Source organism: Rummeliibacillus sp. G93, assembly GCF_023515935.1.
Taxonomy (GTDB): domain Bacteria; phylum Bacillota; class Bacilli; order Bacillales_A; family Planococcaceae; genus Rummeliibacillus; species Rummeliibacillus stabekisii.
The window spans coordinates 123725-144912 of record NZ_CP097314.1 but is presented as its reverse complement, the minus strand read 5'-3'; the positions used below and the strand labels follow the sequence as shown (position 1 = coordinate 144912).

Sequence of the window (21188 nt, the reverse complement as noted above, 5' to 3'; positions counted from 1 at the left end):
TCTTCAATGTCGTTTTATCCAGTTTTCAAAGAACAATGTTTTGAGAGTATGAACCCTCAAAACTGAACAGCAAGATGTTAATCCTACAGACGAAGTCTGTATTCCGTTAAATTCCTTAGAAAGGAGGTGATCCAGCCGCACCTTCCGATACGGCTACCTTGTTACGACTTCACCCCAATCATCTATCCCACCTTCGGCGGCTGGCCCCAAAAGGTTACCTCACCGACTTCGGGTGTTACAAACTCTCGTGGTGTGACGGGCGGTGTGTACAAGGCCCGGGAACGTATTCACCGCGGCATGCTGATCCGCGATTACTAGCGATTCCGGCTTCATGTAGGCGAGTTGCAGCCTACAATCCGAACTGAGAACGGTTTTATGAGATTAGCTTGCTCTCGCGAGTTTGCGACTCTTTGTACCGTCCATTGTAGCACGTGTGTAGCCCAGGTCATAAGGGGCATGATGATTTGACGTCATCCCCACCTTCCTCCGGTTTGTCACCGGCAGTCACCTTAGAGTGCCCAACTAAATGATGGCAACTAAGATCAAGGGTTGCGCTCGTTGCGGGACTTAACCCAACATCTCACGACACGAGCTGACGACAACCATGCACCACCTGTCACCAATGTCCCCGAAGGGAAAACTCTATCTCTAGAGCGGTCACTGGGATGTCAAGACCTGGTAAGGTTCTTCGCGTTGCTTCGAATTAAACCACATGCTCCACCGCTTGTGCGGGCCCCCGTCAATTCCTTTGAGTTTCAACCTTGCGGTCGTACTCCCCAGGCGGAGTGCTTAATGCGTTAGCTGCAGCACTAAGGGGCGGAAACCCCCTAACACTTAGCACTCATCGTTTACGGCGTGGACTACCAGGGTATCTAATCCTGTTTGCTCCCCACGCTTTCGCGCCTCAGTGTCAGTTACAGACCAGACAGTCGCCTTCGCCACTGGTGTTCCTCCAAATCTCTACGCATTTCACCGCTACACTTGGAATTCCACTATCCTCTTCTGCACTCAAGTTCCCCAGTTTCCAATGACCGCTCGCGGTTGAGCCGCGAGATTTCACATCAGACTTAAGAAACCACCTGCGCGCGCTTTACGCCCAATAAATCCGGACAACGCTTGCCACCTACGTATTACCGCGGCTGCTGGCACGTAGTTAGCCGTGGCTTTCTAATAAGGTACCGTCAAGGTACGTTCATTTCCTAACGTACTTGTTCTTCCCTTACAACAGAGTTTTACGATCCGAAAACCTTCATCACTCACGCGGCGTTGCTCCATCAGACTTTCGTCCATTGTGGAAGATTCCCTACTGCTGCCTCCCGTAGGAGTTTGGGCCGTGTCTCAGTCCCAATGTGGCCGATCACCCTCTCAGGTCGGCTATGCATCGTCGCCTTGGTAGGCCGTTACCCCACCAACTAGCTAATGCACCGCGGGCCCATCCTGCAGTGGCGCGAAAGCGCCTTTCAACATTTCACCATGAAGTAAAATGGATTATCCGGTATTAGCTCCGGTTTCCCGAAGTTATCCCAGTCTGCAGGGCAGGTTGCCCACGTGTTACTCACCCGTCCGCCGCTAAATCAGAGGAGCAAGCTCCTCGTCATTCGCTCGACTTGCATGTATTAGGCACGCCGCCAGCGTTCGTCCTGAGCCAGGATCAAACTCTCCATAAAAGTGTTTGATTGCTCAAAATTTCACTAGCGCATCATCTTTACGATGATGTCTTTAAAACTAACAGTTGTTAGTAAGTTTAAATGATTAACATCTTGCTTGTTCAGTTTTCAAGGTTCATGTCGTTCGTTTGTTTTAGCGAACTTTTATATAATATCATTTCTAAATCGACTTGTCAACAACTTTCAAAAGTTTTTTTATTTGAAGTTCGCTAACTTGGTAAGTCGCTATCAGCAACTTTTATATAATAACAACTTCTAGAAGGTATGTCAACACATAATTCAATTATTGTTTTATACAAAACGGCTTCTATTATAATCGCCTCATCACACGCACTAATTTCTCTTTCAATATCAATGAAGTCGTAATAACAGATGCTACACCTTTGAGTAGTTAATAAGAGTTTCTTCTATAAATAAGAACTAATTAGATCCCCATACACCCTCGTTGCCATCAAAAGCCAACTATTGTAAAATTAAATGTAGGTTTTGTAGCACAGTTCTGCTTAACCTATAAACTATTTCTATATTTATATCAGTCAACCGGTTTCTTTTAGGCTAATGGGAAATCGGTTTTTATATTTCTCACCAAAGGAGTGTTCTAATGATAAAAAGACTCGTCATTACTGGTTACAAGGCACATGAACTTGGCATCTTTGACGATAAGCATGCTGGGATTCCTATAATCAAGCAAGCTATCAAAGAGAGGTTGCTACCTTTAATTGAAGAAGGTCTTGAGTGGATAATAATGACCGGTGCGCTAGGAGTAGAAACATGGGCCGCGGAAATTGTGATGGACCTTCAATTAGAATATCCCGAACTGAAATATGCCATTATGACACCTTTTTTGGATCAAGAGAAGAGATGGAATGAAGCAAAGCAAGAGAAATACGAAATGATACTCTCTCTCGCTGATTACACCACAAGTCTAACGAATCGTCCTTATGAAGCACCTTGGCAGTTTGTTGAGAGCAATAAATTTCTTATTCAGCATTCGGATGGCATTTTAATCGTATACGATGAAGAAAATGAAGGCTCGCCAAAGTATATAAAAAAACTTGCCGCGCAGTATGCCGACAAGTTTGACTATGAAATTCTTTTAATAAATGCGTATGACTTGCAGTTAATCGCTGAGGAAGAACAAATGAAAAAGTGGGAAATGTAAATGCCCCTCCTCAACACTTTCTAGATGTTGAAGAAGGGCACCGTTTTATTCTTTAAATTCCTCCTTCATTAATAGAAGGAAACTGATTTGTACTAATGAACCTGACCATAACTCTTATTTTTCGGAAGCTCTTTGCCTTTAGTTGAAACGGCTTCTCTTTTCATTGAACTATCCAAAGAACTTGATTTCACCTTTTCACTACGGCCCCAAGGAAGCATATTAAAGACTATATTCATTGCAATTGCTGTTACACTTCCTGCCACTATGCCATTACTTGTTAATATACGTACACTTTCAGGTAAGATGTCAAAAATTTGGGGAACTACAGTCACGCCAAGCCCCATTCCTACCGCGCATGCAACGATCATAGGGTTACCTTCTGTTTCACCAATAACAGAGCCTAACATTTTAATACCTTGTGAAACCACCATGCCAAACATAGCAATCATAGCCCCACCAAGCACAGCAGTTGGAATAATTGTCGTTAATGCCGCAATTTTAGGTAAGAATCCTAATGTTACAAGAAAGATACCAGTAATAAAGATTACTGCACGATTTTTAACGCCAGTCAATTGCATAAGGCCTACATTCTGTGAAAAAGCGGTATATGGGAATGAGTTAAAGATTCCACCGATAATAGAAGCTAAGCCCTCTGAACGATATCCTCTTGCAAGTGCTTTATCATCAATTGGCGTATTAGTCATATCACTTAATGCAAAATAAGAACCTGTTGATTCAACCAAAGATACTAGAGCCACCAGCGTCATAGTAATAATAGGTACAACGTGAAACTCTGGTGTTGCGAAGTAAAATGGCGTTACGATTTGGCCCCATGCTGCTTCTTTTACAGGAGTAAAGTCAACTTTACCCATAAAACCTGCCGCAATTGTGCCAAGTACTAGGCCGATCAGTATCGCAATCGAACGAAAGAATCCATTTGTGAATCGGTATAACAAGATAATCGCAAGAAGCGTGCCAAACGCAAGTGTAATGTTAGAAGCAGATCCGAAATCAGCTGCTCCTTGTCCACCGCCCGCATTGTTGATAGCTACTGGAATTAATGTAATTCCGATGATTGTTACAACACTACCTGTCACAACCGGAGGGAAAAATTTAACCAGTTTACCAAAGAAACCTGAAATCAAAACAATAATTAAACCTGAAGTGATGACCGCACCATAAATTGAACCAAGGCCATATTTGTCGCCAATGCCAATAATAGGCGTAACGGCTGTAAACGTACACCCGAGCACTAAAGGAAGGCCAATACCAAATACTTTGCCTCGTGCAACTTGCAATAATGTAGCAATCCCACACATCATGATATCAATCGAAACTAAGTACGTTAGTTGTGTTGTATTAAACTTTAACGCCCCACCAATTATAAGCGGCACTAATATAGCACCTGCATACATCGCCAATAAGTGTTGAATGCCCAGTGTTGCAAGTTTTGCTTTGTTCATTCTTTGCCGCCTCCTAAGAAAATTGGATTTCTTTGTTTTCTAATGATGAAACAATTGCCAGTGAATCCACTCGATATCCTTTGTCGCGTAAAACCTGACCACCTTGTTGGAATCCCTTTTCGATAACAATACCGATACCGCTAATAGTTGCCCCTGCTTGTTCGATAAGATGAATTAAGCCTTTAGCTGCTTCGCCATTAGCTAAAAAATCATCAATGACAAGTACTACATCATCTTCTGTTAAGTAATCTTTTGACACTGTCAGCGTGCTAGTTACTTTCTTAGTGAATGAATATACTTCAGTTGTATATAGGTTATCAATCAACGTCACCGATTTGCTTTTACGTGCAAAGACTACAGGCACTTCTAATAGAAGGCCAGCCATCACAGCTGGTGCTATGCCGGATGATTCGATTGTTAATATTTTTGTAATTCCTTCATTTTTATAAAGCTCCGCGAATTCTTGACCAATTTTTTTCATCAATTGTGGATCAATCTGATGATTTAAGAAAGAATCTACTTTTAAAACTCCCTCTGATATTACTTTACCTTCGTTTACGATTTTATCCTGAAGTGCTTTCAACACGAGGAACTCCCTTCTTTTCATTAGCACTTCGGCTTTTTTACGTACAAAAAAGCCGAAGAACTAATACATCCAATCATCTACGAGTGGAGCAAAGTCCTTCGACTTATTGTCGAAAGTAATAGCAAATAGAATGTAATGAACAAACTACTATTTACTAGATTGCTTCTCATAGTCAGATCATTTACGGTAATCTGGTAGAAACTTGCAGGCCATATCCCTGCTATTATATGAGTGAATGTTATGTAATTTTGATTATCTTTATTATAGCATGTAAAACGTAAAATTCAATATAAATTCTCTTTGTAAGTGTTGGTAAATAACCCAAAACCGAATAAACAGATTAATTATTCTGATAGAAACATTTAAAAAGCGAACATTATGTAAAACGAAACGGCTCAATTCACAACAAAAAAGCTAATCTACCAACGTTGATAGATTAGCCTTCAAGATTTAAATTATTGTACTTGGCGTTTCGTTGTCAGATCTGCCTTTTCTAGACGTACAACCTTTGTTTTGCATTTCAGTTTATGGCCAAACCAGATAACAAGGAAGATTGGCAAGCCAATATAGGATACTAGGATGCCGTACCAATCAATATGGTCGCCTGTAAACGCTGTGTAGTTTTGTCCTAAGATAACAATCGCACAAAGGACAAAGGCAAAAATCGGACCAAACGGGAAAAATTTAGAGCGATAAGGCAACTCTGAGAGATCACGGCCCTGTGCCACAAATGCTTTTCGGAAACGATAATGGCTGGTCGCTATACCAAGCCATGCAATGAAACCGCACATACCAGAAGCGTTTAAAAGCCAGATATACACTGTTCCAGATCCAAAAAATGATGCCAAAAAGGATAAACAAGCCACTGCTACTGTTAAAACAAGTGCTGCAACAGGAACACCTCGGTTGTTTAGCTTTTTGAAAATCTTCGGTGCATTACCTTCCACTGCTAATTCACGTAATGTACGAGATGCTGCATATAACCCTGAGTTGCCGGCTGAAAGAATCGCCGTAAGAATAACTGCGTTCATCACAGAAGCAGCAAAGGCAATGCCTGCATTTTCAAATATTAATGTAAAAGGACTTACTGCCACGTCATCGCTATTTGCTAAACGTGCATCCGTATAAGGAATTAATAAGCCAATCGCTAAGATAGCTAAAACATAAAACAATAGAATTCGCCAAAAGACCGAGCGCACAGCCTGTGGGATTGTTTTTTCAGGATTTTCCGTTTCACCAGCTGTAATCCCAAGCAATTCTGTCCCTTGGAAGGAGAAGCCTGCAGCTAAGAAAATGCCTAATGTAGCAAAAAATCCACCATGGAAAGGCGCGTCGCCTTTAAAGAAATTAGTAAATCCGACCGGAGCATGTCCGCCGAGAATACCAAAAATCATTAAGAAACTAATGATGATAAATATAATAATTGTTGCCACTTTAATAAGCGCAAACCAATATTCGCTTTCGCCAAAACTTTTCACTGACAAAAAGTTTAAAGTAAAGATAATTATAAGAAATGCAGCACTCCAAATAAATGAAGGAGTGTGCGGGAACCAATATTTCATAACAATCGCTACAGCTGAAATTTCAGCTGCAATCGTTACTGCCCAGTTGTACCAATAATTCCAACCAAGCGCGAATCCTAATGAAGGATCAACAAATTTGGAAGCATACGTGCTGAATGATCCTGATACAGGCATATAAGCGGCCATTTCCCCTAAACTTGTCATAAGGAAAAATACCATTACACCAATTAGGCCATAAGCTAACAGTGCTCCTCCGGGCCCTGCTGCTGCAACCGAGTTGCCGCTTGCTAGAAGTAGGCCTGTACCGATTGTACCGCCAAGTGAAATCATGGAAATATGGCGGCTTTTTAAGCTGCGTTTCAGTTTCTGTTGTGTATTTGAATGAGAATCATGTTTAATGTTTGTTCGTATTCCTGCATTTGTATGTGTTTCTACTCTATTCATAACTCTCCTCTTTCCGTTTTTCATTGCAAGAAAAGGTCGAGCTGAAGGTATTCTTCGCAGCTGTCTATAACAGCTAAAATTTAAATAAAAAAGCCATCACATATATAACTGAGATGGCGTCCGAATTCCCCATCAACCTTGATCAAGATAGCTCAACACGCCGACATTGGCGTGACAGTTCTGCACCTTTCGATAGCAGCCCCAGCACTAGCAATAAAAAGCTTGCTTGTACTTCGGCAATATTCCCTTTTTAATCGAGTCCTAAACGCTTTCTCGCCTCGTCGATTATACTCATGAATACCGCGACCTCTACCTCATCTATTGGATGAGGCATGCAATATATAGTTTTAAGTTACCTACATTGTAATATATTAAGCACATGACTACAAGGGTAAATAGAAAATTACTATATTTTAGAAAGAAGGGGACATGTTTTGTAAAACAAATATTGATAAAGCAAAATGATTCCTGTACGTTTTTAATATCTATTAAAAATTCAAAAGGAGGATTTCCTTTGGCTTCAGAACAAGCTACGAACCGAAACAAGAAGCTGTCATGGGACAAAAAAACATGGCTTTTAGTGCTCGGTATTATCTTTATCGCCACAACTTTGCGATCCCCTCTCACTGCTGTTGGCCCTATTATTGCAGATATTAAAGAAGGGCTCACTATATCAAATGTGTGGGCGGGATTGATTACAACTATCCCCTTGCTTGCATTTGCAGTTATTTCACCATTTGTCCCTAAAATTTCACAGCGTGTTGGATTTGAAAGAACATTGTTATCAGCCTTAATACTTTTGGCTATAGGTATCTTAATGCGTTCAGCGGGCAGTATCTTTTTCTTGTTCTTTGGAACGATTATCATCGGAGTTGCTATTTCATTTGGCAATGTCCTCTTGCCTGCTCTTATTAAATTAAAGTTTCCTCTTCAAGTAGGATTATTAACAGCACTTTATTCTGTTTCCATGAACCTATCCGCCAGTATAGCAGCGGGCGTGAGCAATCCAATAGCAGAAACAACAATCGGATGGAAGGGAGCTCTTGCCTGTTGGGGTATTCTGGCCATTCTCGCTATCATAGTATGGTTACCGCAGCTGCAGAATCATGTGAAGGTGACAAACAACAATGAACCTTCTCAACGCACTAAACCTATGTGGAAGTATCCTCTTACTTGGGCTATCACCTTCACGATGGGGCTACAATCCCTGTTGTTTTATACGACGGCTACTTGGATTCCAGGGCTGCTTGAAACCCAAGGCATGAGCCCGAGCAAAGCGGGATGGATGTTTTCTATTCTACAGATAGCACAATTGCCAATGACTTTTTTAACCCCGATTCTTGCAGGTAAAAAAGCTGACCAAAGACCGCTCGTTGCATTATTGTCACTTTTTTACTTTGCAGGCTTCGTAGGTATATTTATGAATTGGACAGAGCTTACATTGTTATGGATGTTAATGATTGGATTCGCTGGAGGGGCATCCTTTAGTCTTTCTATGATGCTTTTCTCTCTTCGTTCACGCAACGCTCAAGAAGCAGCTGAACTTTCAGGCACCGCACAATCCATCGGGTATTTGCTCGCTGCAGTAGGACCTGTACTATACGGTTTTATCCATGATAGCTTTAATAGTTGGCATGCTGCGAACAGCTTATATCTTATTGTCACAGTCCTTTTGTTCGTCTTTGCATTCATTTCTGCTAAAGACCGATTTGTAACGAAAGAATAATAGCAAAAGCGCCATTAGCTTTTAGCTAATGAGCGCTTTTTCATTCTTATTCTTCTCTGCTTTATCTGTCTCCCAACCCTTTGAAAGGTGATGGCCGATACATATAAGATGGAGTGTTTTTTTTATTTTTATACGGTTTATGGAAGATATGCGTTAAAGCCGGCGATAGAGGCGGAATAAGCCAAGTCCAATTGCCTGTCACATCTCTATTTTCCGCTTCTTCGTTCATTTCAAAACGTTTAAATTGCTGTGCTGCAGTGTGATGATCCACAATGCTGACACCATCTTCCCGGAAAGAATACAAAACGGCTTCATTTAATTCAATTAGTGCACGATCTTGCCACAAGTTTGTGTTTGATCGCATATCTAAACCCATCTTCTTCGCAATAAAAGGGAGCTGATTATAACGATTTTCGTCTGCAAGATTTCTTGCACCAATTTCCGTTCCCATATACCAACCGTTAAAAGGAGCAGCAGTATAGACGACTCCCCCTATCTCAAGAGGCATACTTGAAATGATAGGAACTGCATACCACTTTAAATGCAACTCAGAAAACCAGCTATATTCCGGATGCCTGATTTCCACTTCATTTATGTATATAGAAGGAATCTCAAAGAACTTAGGTGGCCGATTATCAACTTGAATAACTAAAGGCAACACGTCAAATTGCCCTCTCTTCCCTTTCCATCCAAGTTTTAAGCACTCATTTGTAAAAGCAACCGAATCCGCATCACCCACAATGGATTGATCTTCACATTCATAACCCGCATAGCGTATCAATTGATGATTCCAAATACGGACACGGCCAGGCTCAAAAATTGTGATAACAGGCTTGATTTTCCCATTATTGAAGGCATATTCAATATGATTGATCAATTTTTGAAAAATAGTTTCTTCTTCTAATACGCCCCGTTCATCCTTCACCTGAAGGGTTTTCCAAAACAATCTGCCTATACACTTATTGCTGTTCCTCCAAGCTACCTGAGCACCGTAGCTTAATTCTTCAGGAGTATGCTTATAACTTCCATTTTCCTCTAATTCTTGACGTACCTCTTTCAAACGATGATCTAATTGCTCGTCCGGCAAATGATTCTCTTTATAATATAAAGTCAAAAAAGCGACTGCTTCATCTATTATGGCCATTATGTCCTCCTCGACCTGTCATTACCCCTATGATAAATCAAAAAAATCAGTGAAAAAATATGTAGATTATATATTCATTTATAAAGAATTGGAGAAATAGCATCCACTTATTCAATGTTGATAAAAGGAATAGATTTGGTTATGTATTCATAGCGTATAATAATAGATATATATTTTCATTTATACCTATCCATAGCCTCCCAATGATAATAGTAATTATTATAAATAAGTTGTTAATACAGTTAATATAATAAAAGAAGTCAAATAAAATATGTTTTCCAAACCATTTAAATTACATCTAAACTGTATTACTGGCAACGTTTAACGTTGAATTAACAACTTTTATTTTTCACAATTTAAGGAAGCAAATTAATTGACAAACACCGTATTATTTATATTCTATTCTTTAAGATAGAAATTCCTTAAAAATAATTATTATAATTTACATTTAGCTATGACTCTGTTATAGTTATTTTCGAAGAGATAATTCTATAGATTTAAGGGGGAATTATGAATGGCAAACGACCAAAATAAAAAATTAACAACTGCGGCTGGTGCACCTGTCGTAAGCAATACAAATTCAATGACAGCAGGCAAACGTGGTCCAGTTCTATTGCAAGATGTTTATTTAATTGAAAAACTAGCAAACTTTAACCGTGAAGTGATTCCTGAACGCCGTATGCACGCAAAAGGATCAGGTGCATTCGGAACATTTACTGTAACGCACGATATTACAAAATATACAAAAGCGGCTATCTTCTCTGAAGTTGGCAAGAAAACAGACATGTTTGCTCGATTCTCAACAGTAGCCGGCGAACGTGGTGCTGCTGATGCAGAACGTGACATCCGTGGTTTTGCATTAAAATTCTACACAGAACAAGGTAACTGGGACTTAGTCGGAAATAATACACCTGTATTCTTCTTCCGTGATGCCATGCATTTCCCTGATTTAAACCATGCTGTTAAACGCGACCCTCGTACAAATATGCGCTCCGCGAATAATAACTGGGACTTCTGGACAAATCTTCCTGAAGCATTGCACCAAATCACATATGTAATGGGCGACCGTGGAATTCCTACTGACTACCGCCATATGCATGGTTTTGGTTCTCATACTTATTCAATGATTAATGCTAATAATGAGCGCGTGTATGTTAAATTCCACTTTGAAACACAACAAGGAATTAAAAACTACACTGACCAAGAAGCAGCAGAAGTAGTTGCAAATGACCGTGAGTCTTCACAACGTGATTTATACGAAGCAATCGAACGCGGTGAATTCCCGAAATGGAAAATGTCTATCCAAGTGATGACAGATGAACAAGCGCGTAATCACCGCGACAATCCATTCGATTTAACAAAAGTATGGTATAAATCTGAATACCCACTAATTCCAGTAGGAGAATTTGAATTAAATCGCAATGCAGAAAACTACTTTGCTGATGTAGAACAAGCTGCATTCCAACCATCAAATGTAGTGCCTGGTATTAGCTTCTCACCAGACCGCATGTTGCAAGCTCGTTTATTCTCCTATGCAGATGCACAACGCTACCGCCTAGGTGTGAATAATTTCCAAATTCCAGTAAACGCACCAAAATGCCCAGTGCATAACTTCCATCGCGATGGCGCTATGCGTGTTGACGGCAACTTAGGTAGCACACTTCACTATGAGCCAAATAGCTATGGTGAATGGAAAGAACAACCTGAATTCAAAAACCCAGCTGAAGAAGCAGGTCCAGCAGATATTTATGATTTCCGCGAAGATGACTCTAATTACTTCGAACAACCAGGAAAATTATTCAATATCATGACTGCTGAAGAACAACAACGCTTATTTGAAAATACAGCTCGCAATATGGAAGGCGTGGAAGACTTCATTAAAGAACGCCACATTATCCACTGCTATAAAGCAGACCCTGCTTATGGTGCAGGCGTTGCAAAAGCAATGGGCATCGATATCAATAACATTGATGTCAACAAAGAAATTCAATATCACTAATCTAAACAACTCGACAACATATCCAAAAAAGCTGTATCACTCTTCTGAGTGATACAGCTTTTTTAACACTTTCATATATGTAGTTATCCCTTTCGAGAAAAAAGTTTTAATCTTTGGCTGCCATTTATTACGATTTGTGAATGTAGGAAAGAAACAGCCAATGGAGAATAAATAAGGTTGACGAAAATAACAAAGGATAACTTGATTAACAAATTAACTCAATAAAATAAATAGCAATATGACAACCATGAGATTCTACTATCTTTAAGGGAACAAATAAAAGAAAGTAAGAACTTCTTATCGCATTGGTTTTAAAATTGAATTTTATTTAATTAGAGTTTCAGCTAGAAAACTCGCTTTTCCAGCTCCAATGATAATTAGAATACCTAATCCTACATTTAATAGGTGTTTTAAATTCATTTTCTTCATTGTTATATCCCCCTTATTCCTTTATATTTTCTTTCTGATAAGAAATGTAAATAGACTTAGATACAATAAGACCTTTTCTCTATTTTTTATCTCATCATAGATATTATATACTTAATTTATCAAAAAACTTAAAATTGTCATATAGTAAAATATAAAGGGGCAAGTGAGAAAAATGAATTACTTAGGATATGTTTTCAGGGATATTAGATTAAGCAAAAACTATTCATTAAAAGAAGTATCTAAAGGAATTATCAGTGTATCTTTTCTATCAAAATTTGAACGTGGAAATTCAGATATCTCTTTATCAAAGTTCTCCTTATTGCTCGATAGATTAAATTTAACTTTAGAAGAATTTATGTTTATTTCGAACGACTATAAACCGACTCACCTGGAAAACATATTGAATAACATTAAACGTGCATATGAAAATAATGATCTAGCGTTATTGCTCAAGATAGAAGAAGAAGAACATGGAAAGTGGTTAAAGTATAATATAACCAGTTACCTATATAATTCAATTATGATCAAAGCATTAGCACATAATTTAGATCCAACCATCATCTTTCAGAAAGATGATTTAATTAATATAAGTGACTACCTGTTTAGTGTAGATAATTGGGGATTTTACGAAATCATGCTGTTTGGCAATACAATGCATATATTAAATAAAGATTTAGTGATAACACTTTCTAAAGAGTTAACCCAAAAAACGGAAGTTTATAAAAATATAAAGAAATTTAACGAAGAAGTTATTAAGGTACTATTAAACACTATAGTCTTTTGCGTAGAAGCAAATAAGTGGAAAGAAACGCATCAGTTCATACAATATGTTGAGAAAATCTCCGAAGGCACAGATTTTTACTTTGAAAAAACAAAGCTAATGTTTTTAAAAGGAATCTATAACATCGCTTCTGGCAATCAAACAATCGGTACCGAAATGGCACAAAATGCTATTCAAACTATGCGTTTTTTAGGTGATATCAATTTAGCTAACAATCATGAATTATACTTAGAGGAAAAACTGGCCGTTATTAAATAAAATCCCTCAGCTATTAATGAATTGGTTTTACCAAACGTATTTATGATCGGACTATTACATATTAAAAAGGCACCCCGCTTTTACTAATGCAAAAGTGAGGTGTCTTATTTATTCGGCTCTAGCCTAAAATTCATGCGTGATGACGACCAATCGGAACGATAAGTGGCGTATTAGATACTGGATCGTTAATAACTTGGCAATCCAACTGAAAGGTTTCTTTAATTAAATCTGCCGTTATAATTTCAGTAGGCGCCCCCTCTGCAATGAGTTGGCCATTTTTTACTGTGAACAAATAATCTGCATAGCGTGCGGACAAGTTAATATCATGCAGCACCATCACAATCGTTGTTCCATACTTTTTATTTAAATCTGTTAATAAATCTAATATCTCTACTTGGTATGTAATATCCAAATATGTCGTTGGCTCATCTAAAAATAAAATGTCCGTTTGCTGTGCCAATGCCATCGCAATCCAAACACGCTGTCTTTGTCCACCTGATAATTCATCGATATTTCGATCAGCAAATTCGGTAATGTTCATCAATTCTAATGCTTCTGCTACAGCTTCATAATCCTTCTTCGACCAGCCCTTCATGACGCTTTGATGAGGAAAGCGACCACGACCAACAAGATCTGCTACTGTAATGCCTTCCGGTACGATTGGTGACTGAGGAAGCAGTCCTAATACTTTCGCTAATTGTTTTGGTGCCATTTTATGAATGGATTTACCATCTAATAGCACATCTCCACCCGTTGGCTTAATTAAACGTGCCATTGTTTTTAGAAGTGTTGATTTCCCACACCCGTTAGCCCCAATAATGATGCTAATTTGATTACTCGGAATCGATAAGTTAACGTCGTTTAAAATGGTTTTATTATCATATCCTGATTGAATATTCTTCGTTTCAAATGTATGAGTTGTCATTAAATATCTCCCTTTCGATTAATACGAATTAGCAAGTAAATTAAATATGGTGCACCAATAATCCCTGTAATAACACCTACCGGAAAACGGGTTTCAAAGGCAAACTGACCAATTAGATCTCCGCCTAAGACTAAAATAACCCCAATTAAACCTGCTGGAAGAATATTTGAAAACCCAACCCCAACAAGACGTTGGGCAATAGGCCCTGCTAAAAAGGCGACGAACGCAATGGGGCCTGTTGTGGCTGTAGCTAAAGCGATAATTAATACCGCACTAATCATTAAGATGACGCGCGTTTTATTTGTATTGACGCCTAAAGAGGTCGCCGCTTGTTCACCTAGTTCTAGCATTTCAAGTTGTTTCGCAAAATAAATAAGCACCGGTGTCACAATTACGACTGCAATGATTAACGGATATGTCATCTCTAACTCTGCCCCGTTTAAACTCCCGCTTAACCAGCGCAAAGCGTTTGATAAGTCATTCGTTTTACCAATTAGCATTAAATACGAAATTACCGCGTTTAACATTGCTTGAATACCGATACCAATCAAAATTAATCGGCCAATAGCAAAAGAGGTTCCTCTCGATAATCCATAAATAATCCCCACTGTGACGAGCCCTCCGATAACGGCAGCAAGTGAAACAACCGTACTACTTGTATGTAGCACGATAATACAAAAAACTGCTGCCGCACTAGAGCCTGTTGTAATCCCTATAACATTGGGATTTGCTAATGGATTACGCAGCATCGTTTGGAAAATGTAGCCTCCAGCACCAAAAGCAAAACCTGCGAATAAACCTGCTACAGTACGTGGCAAACGAATTTCATTAATGGCGAAAGAAGCACCTGGTATTGTCTCACCAAGCAAAACGTGGATGACATCTGTTACAGGATAAATGGTATTTCCGAGCATCATCATCGTACAGCACAAACCAATGGTAATAATCGCTAAGATAATCGTAACACTAACATACCGATTTCGACGTTTTCTTCTTGCTTTTATAATTGTATTCAGAGTCTCATTCATCATATTGTACGCATTTTCGCTTTCATTGTAATTAATATTAAGATTGGCGCACCAATAAAGGCTGTTAATATTCCTACTTCTAATTCGCCTGGACTACCTAGGAAGCGTCCACATACGTCTGAAATCAATAAAATGATTGCTCCAGCTAATGCTGCTAAAGGAATAAGGAAACGTACATCCGGTCCTACTACTAACCGTACTAAATGGGTAGCGAGTAAACCAATAAAGCCTATTGGACCAGCTAAAGCCGTCGCTGCCCCACAAAGTAAAACTCCAGCAAAAGCCGCTAACATACGAATAACACCTGTGCGAACACCTAAGCCTGTCGCTACTTCGTCACCGAGAGCTAATGCATTCAAGCCAGGGGCTACTATAATGGCAATCAACAAACCGACAATGAAGAAGGGAATAAAGATATGCACTGAATCCCAATTGGCAGCGCCTACACTCCCTACTTGCCAAAAGCGAAATTGATCCATGACATTCGTACGTGGGATTAAAATAGCTGTTACGAGTGAAGACAAAATAGCTGTCGTCGCCGCTCCCGCCAATATCAGTTTTAAAGGTGTAGCACCACTTGCGCCCATCGAGCCAATGCCAAAGACAAAAACAGCTGTCAACATTGCACCGATAATAGCTAACCATATGTATCCATTTGGTGATTGAATGCTTAAAAAAGCAATGCCACAAACGACAAATAAGGATGCACCTGTATTAACACCTAAAATACTTGGATCAGCAATAGGATTACGTGTGACAGATTGCATCAGTGCCCCAGATACACCGAGAGCTGCCCCACAAATCAAACCAAAAATCGTCCTTGCGATACGTTGTCGCACAACGCTTGCCTCATGACCTTCTACAGAAGGATGAAATAAGCCATCTATAAGCCCTTCTAGACCGATCGTACGAGAACCAAACGCAAGGGACATTAAAATACTAACAATGAGCAAAATAAGCAAAAGAGCTACTACTTTTGCTAAATGCTTTGGTAGTAACCTTTGCTTATGTCCTTTTTCAATAATGTTTCCCATTACTATTTAATGTTTTTTGCCACTTCTGAGATTTTAGATAGATAGTCATCAATTGTATATTTAATTGATAATGGGCTTGGTGTGCCAGCTGCTGCTAAAGGTGTATTATCTTCAATTACTACAACATTACCTTTTTTAATGGCTGGAACTTTACCTAGAATAGGATCTTTTTGAAGTGTTTTTAATGTTGTACTATTACCGTATATAACTAGTAATTCTGTATCATTCAATACATCCGCATTTTCAGCACTTAATTCAAGATAGAAGCTCTTATTGTCTTTCATTTGTTTTTTCAAGCCTTCAGGATACTCCATCCCTACTTCTTCTAACATCTCACCACGTGGATCTGATGGTGTGTAAATGTAGAATTTTGATAAATCAGTTGTATTGAACATACCAAAAGCGGCTTTTTTACCTTTAATATCCGGATATTTTGCAGCAGTATCAGCAATTAACTTTTCAGTATCTTTAACTAATTGTTCGCCTTCTTTTTTCATTCCCATACCCATTGAATCGTATTTCACTTGATCGCGCCATGAAGTTACCCATGGTTGATCTTTATAAGCGACTACAGGAGCAATTTCGCTTAGTTTATTATACTCTTCTTTTGTAATACCTGAGTATGCAGCTAAAATCACATCTGGTTTAGAATCAGCGATTGCTTCGTAATCTAAACCATCTGTATCTTGATAAACATTCGGGCTCTTAGCACCTAGCTCGTCCAATTTTTCTTTTGTCCAAGGTAAGATTCCTGTTTTGTTATCCTTAATACCGTAATTGGCTGCTGAAAAACCAACAGGTACAACACCTAATGCTAATGCGACATCATGGTTTGCCCATGCAATCGTTGCAACACGTTTAGGCTTTTTATCAATTGTTGTTGTTCCGAATGCATGTTGAATTTTAATCGGATAACCACTACCTGCTGATTCAGTCTTTTTATCACTCGATGTTTTATCTTTAGAAGAATCACCTGAACAAGCGGCTAATGCAAGTACTAAAACGGACATAATTGCGAATAGCATCACTTTTGTTATTTTTTTCATTCGTTACACTCCTATTTATAATTGATAATGAGAATCTTTATCACTACTAAAATATAACTTTCAATTTCTAAATTGTCAATAAAAAATGGGAAGTATCATTTTTAAAAACCCCTTTATAAAAGAAAAATCACCGATAAGCAAATTTATTTTTGCTTTTATAAATGATAAGGATTATCATTATCACTATACAAGTACGGATTAAACGAGTAGGAGTGTACAACATGGATTTATATGATGTAACGATTGTCGGTGGTGGCCCTGCAGGTTTATATAGCGCCTTTTATAGTGGTATGCGTGATTTAAAAACGAAAATCATTGAATTCCATCCTCAGCTTGGCGGGAAAGTGAATATTTTTTTAGAAAAGATGCTTTGGGATGTTGGCGGGCAACAACCAATCCAAGGTGAGGCCTTCTTAAAAAATTTAATTCAACAAGCAATGACTTTCGAGCCAACTGTATGTCTGAATTCCAAAGTGAAATGGATTGAAAAGAAAGGTGACATCTTTACAATCATGACAGACTCAGGAGAAGAACATTATTCAAAAACAGTCATTATTGCGATTGGCGGTGGAATATTCCAACCGATTAAATTAGAGATTGATGGTGCCGAAAAATATGAAATGACTAATCTGCACTATACCATCAATGGCATGGAGCGCTTTCGCAACAAAGAATTATTAATCTCTGGTGGGGGAAATGCTGCTATCGACTGGGCTTGCGAATTACTCCCTATCGCTAAAAAATTGACGGTTATTTATCGGAGTAATGATTTAAAGGCTCATGAATCACAGATAAAAAAATTAAAAGATCATGGCGTTGATATTTTACTTAATACTGAAATTCAAACATTAAATGCGAATGCACAAAAGACTGCCATCGAAACAGTTGATATTATGAAAAATGGGAAAATCCAAACTATTATGATGGACGATATATTAATTTGCCATGGCTATAATCATGAAGTTTCACTTGATTTCGAGAATAAGATTGCTCCAAAACGTAATGATAATCAGCTATTTGAAAGCATCGGTCAATGCAAAACAACGACACCGGGAATTTTTGCTGTGGGCGATATTGTTTCCTACGACGATAAAGTGTATTTGCTCGTTGGTACGTTCAATGATGCGGTACTAGCTGTTAATAGCGTTAAAAAATATATCGAGCCTGAAGCTAACAGCTATGCAATGGTTTCTTCTCACAATGAAAAATTCCATGAAAAAAATCAACAACTACTAGCCGAAATTCATGCCTAAAATTCACAAGGAGTTCCATTCACCATAATGGCAACTCCTTATTCAAATTATCGAATACTCCCACTACGAACAATATCCACATTTACCTTTGCTTCTATTTTAATATCTTTATAAACTTCTTTCCATTTGCCCTCTTTCCATAACTGCGGATGATAGGCTCTAATTTCTTCTCCGATTCCGACTACATCAGAAGATACTTCTTGGCATTTTTTAAACATCCTAGCTATGTCTTTTTCTACTCTGCCTTCAATAAACTTCTCTACTTTTTCTCTTCTCTTTCTTCGATCTAAGTTGTCTGGCGGATATTCCGTCATGATTATTGGCATGTCCACCTTATACTGAACCTTTATTTGATCTCCATTCTGTGTTATTTTCATTTTTTTCTTAAAGTTGATGACATTAAATCCAACCGAAGTTTTTCTTTCATTTTTATCCACTAAGTAAGCTAATTCAACGATTTTTGATTTTCCAAAACCTAATAATGTAGCAAAAGTGGATTCTCTTAATGAAAGATGCACACCAGTGTATTTTTTTTCATTAAACAAGGCCATTCCTTCAGCTTCAGGAAGCTTTTTTTCACCACTGGTTTTTAGATATGGTAAGCCGAGGTCCCTTCCTTCGCTAAACATGCCCGTAGCAGCAAGTTGTAAACTAGTTGTAGGATATATTGTCGCTTGTTCAAAGCTCTCTATAAAGTCTAAATAGTACTCTCCAATCTCTTTCGGAAAACTTTCTTTTAACTCCAAAAAGTCTTTTGTCGAGCCCTCTGTTATCACAACCTTAGCAGTCATGGGATTTTGAGCTGATCGATAATAAACATCTAACAGATCATATAAATCTTTCTTTGCTGATTCTTCACTAACTAATACAGTAGTCAGCTCAGCAGTATCCATCGTTTGCTCGGTTTTTTTATTGGCATTAATTCTTGCTTCTCTCAGTGTTTTACCTACGCCCTCAAGCACTATATATTTAGTAGGGTCACTACTTGAACTAGGGTACGCATAGTATCCTCTTATATCTCCGATGTATCCATCTATACCTACTACAGAAATAACAGAGAGTTCTTTATACAATCGTTGATCCCAACATCCGCTAAGGAATAAAGAGCCGATAAGGAGAAAAAAAATCATTTTATGCATTTAGTTTTCCCTCCTTTGATAATAACTACTGGGACATGGGCAATAATTTCAAAATATATAATTAAATTACAATGGAAAATTTATATCTTCTTTCCTTCAGGATCAAAACTGCTTGGTTGCGCAGTCGACTTCGTATGCTTTCCACGGAATAAAATTTGCCCCATTTTATTAGGTGTAAATGGAACAAGCGGGAAGAAATAAGGGGATTTTAAAGAATTCAAGTTACATAAATGTATATTTAACAGCAGTAGTCCAATCACTATACCGAAAAAGCCAAATAATGAAGCTGCAAACATAAAAGGAAAACGCAATACGCGTATTGACGTATTTAGTTCAACTGATGGTACAACATAGCTCGAAATTGCCGTTAATGCTACTACGATTACCACCATATTGGATACTAAACCTGCACTAACAATGACATCTCCTACAACTAAACCGCCGACAATGCCAATAGTCTGAACTAAAGACTTTGGTAACCGGACACTAGCCTCTCGAATCAGCTCAATAATGATTTCAACTATTAATGCCTCAACTAGCGGATGAAAGGGGATTTCACTAATATCTAATTTAAGTTTCTTGCTTAATTCGATGGGTAGGATCTCATAATGAAAGCTAACTATCGCAATATAAAAGGCAGGCAAATATACAGCTGTAAGGAAGCTAACGACCCGCACCATTCTATAAAATGACCCTACTATGACTCGACTATTAAAATCATCAGGTGATTGGTAAAATGAAAATAATGTAACAGGTGCTACAAAAGCGGTTGGTGAATAATCAGTCATTAGAACAATTTTTCCCTCGGTGAGATTAGCAAATATTCTGTCTGGTCTTTCGGTATTCATAATTTGGGGGAACGGTGAATACGGGGAATCCTCAATGAAATCATTCAATTGCCCTGATGCATATAAACCATTCGCTTTCTCTTTCATTTTTTCAAGCTTTCGCTCTAAATCAGCGAGGTTATTCTGATTTGCAAAACGTGCTAAATAGAAATAATATACCTCTGCTTTGTTTTCCGTTCCAACGGTTATTTTTTTTACAATTAAATCAGGTACTCGCATTCTTTTTCGAATGAGCCCCAAATTCACGTCTATATCTTCTACAAACCCTTCATGGGCACCTCGTAAGATGGCTTCATTTGTCGGTTCATCCGGAGAACGGTGAGGCAAATTTGGCATGGTGAATCTAATCATTTGTTGAGAATTTAATAAAAGTAGTACCGTATATCCTTGGCATACATATTCAACCAATTTTTCAAGGTTATAATTTTCTTTTTGGCTGGCTGTCGTTGCATCCCAATCTTTTTCATTAAAAGTTGTTTGCACTTTCAACACGTTCACTATGTCTTGTACATCTTTTGCATTGACCATCGAGCTATAGTAGCAGAGAATAGCATATTGATCAGTCGGGAACGAGATCTCTCTTGCTACAAAATCAACCGAATTATAAAAAGTGGCTTTCAATTTTTCAACCATTGATTCTAGCTGGAGCATTTCATTCCTCCGTTATTTTTCTTTTCTTTTTATGAGTCTGAAAAAACTTACGATTTCCTTAACATTCCTACTTTAATTAGTA

The 21188-nt window shown here is 38.4% G+C and carries 15 protein-coding genes, 1 rRNA gene and 2 riboswitches; of the genes, 5 read left to right on the top strand and 11 right to left on the bottom strand.

The annotated features are described in order from the left end of the window. Nucleotides 1-119: 119 nt before the first annotated feature. Nucleotides 120-1667 (bottom strand): 16S ribosomal RNA (locus tag M2M59_RS00725). A 601-nt stretch (nucleotides 1668-2268) separates the two neighbouring features. Here M2M59_RS00725 and M2M59_RS00720 point away from each other — a divergent pair. Further along, nucleotides 2269-2829 (top strand): SLOG family protein, encoded by a 561-nt coding sequence (locus tag M2M59_RS00720; RefSeq protein WP_249775176.1) that lies wholly within the window; start codon nucleotides 2269-2271, stop codon nucleotides 2827-2829. Between the two features lie 92 nt (nucleotides 2830-2921). On the opposite strand, the gene M2M59_RS00715 is transcribed toward M2M59_RS00720, so the two are convergent. The 3 genes from M2M59_RS00715 to M2M59_RS00705 all read right to left on the bottom strand — a co-directional run bounded on the left by M2M59_RS00715 (nucleotide 2922) and on the right by M2M59_RS00705 (nucleotide 6845). After that, nucleotides 2922-4292 (bottom strand): nucleobase:cation symporter-2 family protein, encoded by a 1371-nt coding sequence (locus M2M59_RS00715; RefSeq protein ID WP_249775175.1) that lies wholly within the window; start codon nucleotides 4290-4292, stop codon nucleotides 2922-2924. Between the two features lie 13 nt (nucleotides 4293-4305). Next, nucleotides 4306-4899 carry a xanthine phosphoribosyltransferase gene (locus tag M2M59_RS00710; protein WP_370454704.1) on the bottom strand — a complete coding sequence of 198 codons (594 nt, stop codon included), beginning with the start codon at nucleotides 4897-4899 and terminating at the stop codon, nucleotides 4306-4308. A 128-nt stretch (nucleotides 4900-5027) separates the two neighbouring features. After that, nucleotides 5028-5129: riboswitch (purine riboswitch) on the bottom strand. A 204-nt stretch (nucleotides 5130-5333) separates the two neighbouring features. Continuing rightward, the gene (locus M2M59_RS00705) at nucleotides 5334-6845 is read right to left on the bottom strand and encodes an amino acid permease (protein ID WP_249775174.1); all 1512 of its coding nucleotides are present in this window, start codon (nucleotides 6843-6845) and stop codon (nucleotides 5334-5336) included. A gap of 140 nt (nucleotides 6846-6985) precedes the next feature. After that, nucleotides 6986-7165: riboswitch (Lysine riboswitch) on the bottom strand. 194 nt (nucleotides 7166-7359) lie between these two features. Here M2M59_RS00705 and M2M59_RS00700 point away from each other — a divergent pair. Next, nucleotides 7360-8571 (top strand): CynX/NimT family MFS transporter, encoded by a 1212-nt coding sequence (locus M2M59_RS00700; protein WP_249775173.1) that lies wholly within the window; start codon nucleotides 7360-7362, stop codon nucleotides 8569-8571. 61 nt (nucleotides 8572-8632) lie between these two features. Here M2M59_RS00700 and M2M59_RS00695 read toward each other — a convergent pair whose 3' ends face one another. Next, nucleotides 8633-9715 (bottom strand): nitric oxide synthase oxygenase, encoded by a 1083-nt coding sequence (locus M2M59_RS00695; RefSeq protein WP_249775172.1) that lies wholly within the window; start codon nucleotides 9713-9715, stop codon nucleotides 8633-8635. A gap of 514 nt (nucleotides 9716-10229) precedes the next feature. Between M2M59_RS00695 and M2M59_RS00690 the strand changes: the two genes are divergently transcribed. Both M2M59_RS00690 and M2M59_RS00685 read left to right on the top strand, forming a co-directional pair. Further along, nucleotides 10230-11714 (top strand): catalase, encoded by a 1485-nt coding sequence (locus tag M2M59_RS00690; RefSeq protein ID WP_150285620.1) that lies wholly within the window; start codon nucleotides 10230-10232, stop codon nucleotides 11712-11714. Between the two features lie 601 nt (nucleotides 11715-12315). After that, complete coding sequence (locus M2M59_RS00685) at nucleotides 12316-13182, top strand: helix-turn-helix domain-containing protein (RefSeq protein ID WP_249775171.1); 867 nt, start codon at nucleotides 12316-12318, stop codon at nucleotides 13180-13182. A 130-nt stretch (nucleotides 13183-13312) separates the two neighbouring features. Here the strand turns inward: M2M59_RS00685 and M2M59_RS00680 are convergent, their stop codons facing one another. The 4 genes from M2M59_RS00680 to M2M59_RS00665 are packed head-to-tail and all read right to left on the bottom strand — an operon-like array spanning nucleotide 13313 to nucleotide 17215. Beyond that, nucleotides 13313-14107: an ABC transporter ATP-binding protein gene (locus M2M59_RS00680; RefSeq protein WP_249775170.1), complete on the bottom strand. Its 795-nt coding sequence runs from the start codon at nucleotides 14105-14107 to the stop codon at nucleotides 13313-13315. After that, entirely contained in the window at nucleotides 14107-15138 is a 1032-nt protein-coding gene (locus M2M59_RS00675) for a FecCD family ABC transporter permease (RefSeq protein WP_147198214.1), read from the bottom strand. The genes M2M59_RS00680 and M2M59_RS00675 overlap by 1 nt, the downstream gene beginning before the upstream one ends. Further along, the gene (locus tag M2M59_RS00670; protein ID WP_249775169.1) at nucleotides 15135-16169 is read right to left on the bottom strand and encodes a FecCD family ABC transporter permease; all 1035 of its coding nucleotides are present in this window, start codon (nucleotides 16167-16169) and stop codon (nucleotides 15135-15137) included. Before M2M59_RS00670 ends, M2M59_RS00675 begins: the two co-directional genes overlap by 4 nt. A 2-nt stretch (nucleotides 16170-16171) precedes the next feature. Beyond that, nucleotides 16172-17215 carry an iron-siderophore ABC transporter substrate-binding protein gene (locus M2M59_RS00665; protein WP_147198210.1) on the bottom strand — a complete coding sequence of 348 codons (1044 nt, stop codon included), beginning with the start codon at nucleotides 17213-17215 and terminating at the stop codon, nucleotides 16172-16174. Between the two features lie 221 nt (nucleotides 17216-17436). Between M2M59_RS00665 and M2M59_RS00660 the strand changes: the two genes are divergently transcribed. Further along, a complete protein-coding gene (locus tag M2M59_RS00660; protein ID WP_249775168.1) occupies nucleotides 17437-18468 on the top strand; it encodes an NAD(P)/FAD-dependent oxidoreductase in 1032 nt (343 codons plus the stop codon). 47 nt (nucleotides 18469-18515) lie between these two features. On the opposite strand, the gene M2M59_RS00655 is transcribed toward M2M59_RS00660, so the two are convergent. Together M2M59_RS00655 and M2M59_RS00650 are read right to left on the bottom strand one after the other, a co-directional pair. Further along, complete coding sequence (locus M2M59_RS00655) at nucleotides 18516-19607, bottom strand: Ger(x)C family spore germination protein (protein WP_147198207.1); 1092 nt, start codon at nucleotides 19605-19607, stop codon at nucleotides 18516-18518. 80 nt (nucleotides 19608-19687) lie between these two features. Next, nucleotides 19688-21106 carry a spore germination protein gene (locus M2M59_RS00650; RefSeq protein WP_249775167.1) on the bottom strand — a complete coding sequence of 473 codons (1419 nt, stop codon included), beginning with the start codon at nucleotides 21104-21106 and terminating at the stop codon, nucleotides 19688-19690. Nucleotides 21107-21188 lie beyond the last annotated feature (82 nt).

Coding starts and splice junctions, on each gene's coding strand:
- M2M59_RS00720 (WP_249775176.1), top strand. CDS start 2,269: ATGATAAAAAGACTCGTCATTACTGGTTACAAGGCACATGAACTTGGC.
- M2M59_RS00715 (WP_249775175.1), bottom strand. CDS start 4,292: ATGAACAAAGCAAAACTTGCAACACTGGGCATTCAACACTTATTGGCG.
- M2M59_RS00710 (WP_370454704.1), bottom strand. CDS start 4,899: ATGAAAAGAAGGGAGTTCCTCGTGTTGAAAGCACTTCAGGATAAAATC.
- M2M59_RS00705 (WP_249775174.1), bottom strand. CDS start 6,845: ATGAATAGAGTAGAAACACATACAAATGCAGGAATACGAACAAACATT.
- M2M59_RS00695 (WP_249775172.1), bottom strand. CDS start 9,715: ATGGCCATAATAGATGAAGCAGTCGCTTTTTTGACTTTATATTATAAA.
- M2M59_RS00690 (WP_150285620.1), top strand. CDS start 10,230: ATGGCAAACGACCAAAATAAAAAATTAACAACTGCGGCTGGTGCACCT.
- M2M59_RS00685 (WP_249775171.1), top strand. CDS start 12,316: ATGAATTACTTAGGATATGTTTTCAGGGATATTAGATTAAGCAAAAAC.
- M2M59_RS00680 (WP_249775170.1), bottom strand. CDS start 14,107: ATGACAACTCATACATTTGAAACGAAGAATATTCAATCAGGATATGAT.
- M2M59_RS00675 (WP_147198214.1), bottom strand. CDS start 15,138: ATGATGAATGAGACTCTGAATACAATTATAAAAGCAAGAAGAAAACGT.
- M2M59_RS00670 (WP_249775169.1), bottom strand. CDS start 16,169: ATGGGAAACATTATTGAAAAAGGACATAAGCAAAGGTTACTACCAAAG.
- M2M59_RS00665 (WP_147198210.1), bottom strand. CDS start 17,215: ATGAAAAAAATAACAAAAGTGATGCTATTCGCAATTATGTCCGTTTTA.
- M2M59_RS00660 (WP_249775168.1), top strand. CDS start 17,437: ATGGATTTATATGATGTAACGATTGTCGGTGGTGGCCCTGCAGGTTTA.
- M2M59_RS00655 (WP_147198207.1), bottom strand. CDS start 19,607: ATGCATAAAATGATTTTTTTTCTCCTTATCGGCTCTTTATTCCTTAGC.
- M2M59_RS00650 (WP_249775167.1), bottom strand. CDS start 21,106: ATGCTCCAGCTAGAATCAATGGTTGAAAAATTGAAAGCCACTTTTTAT.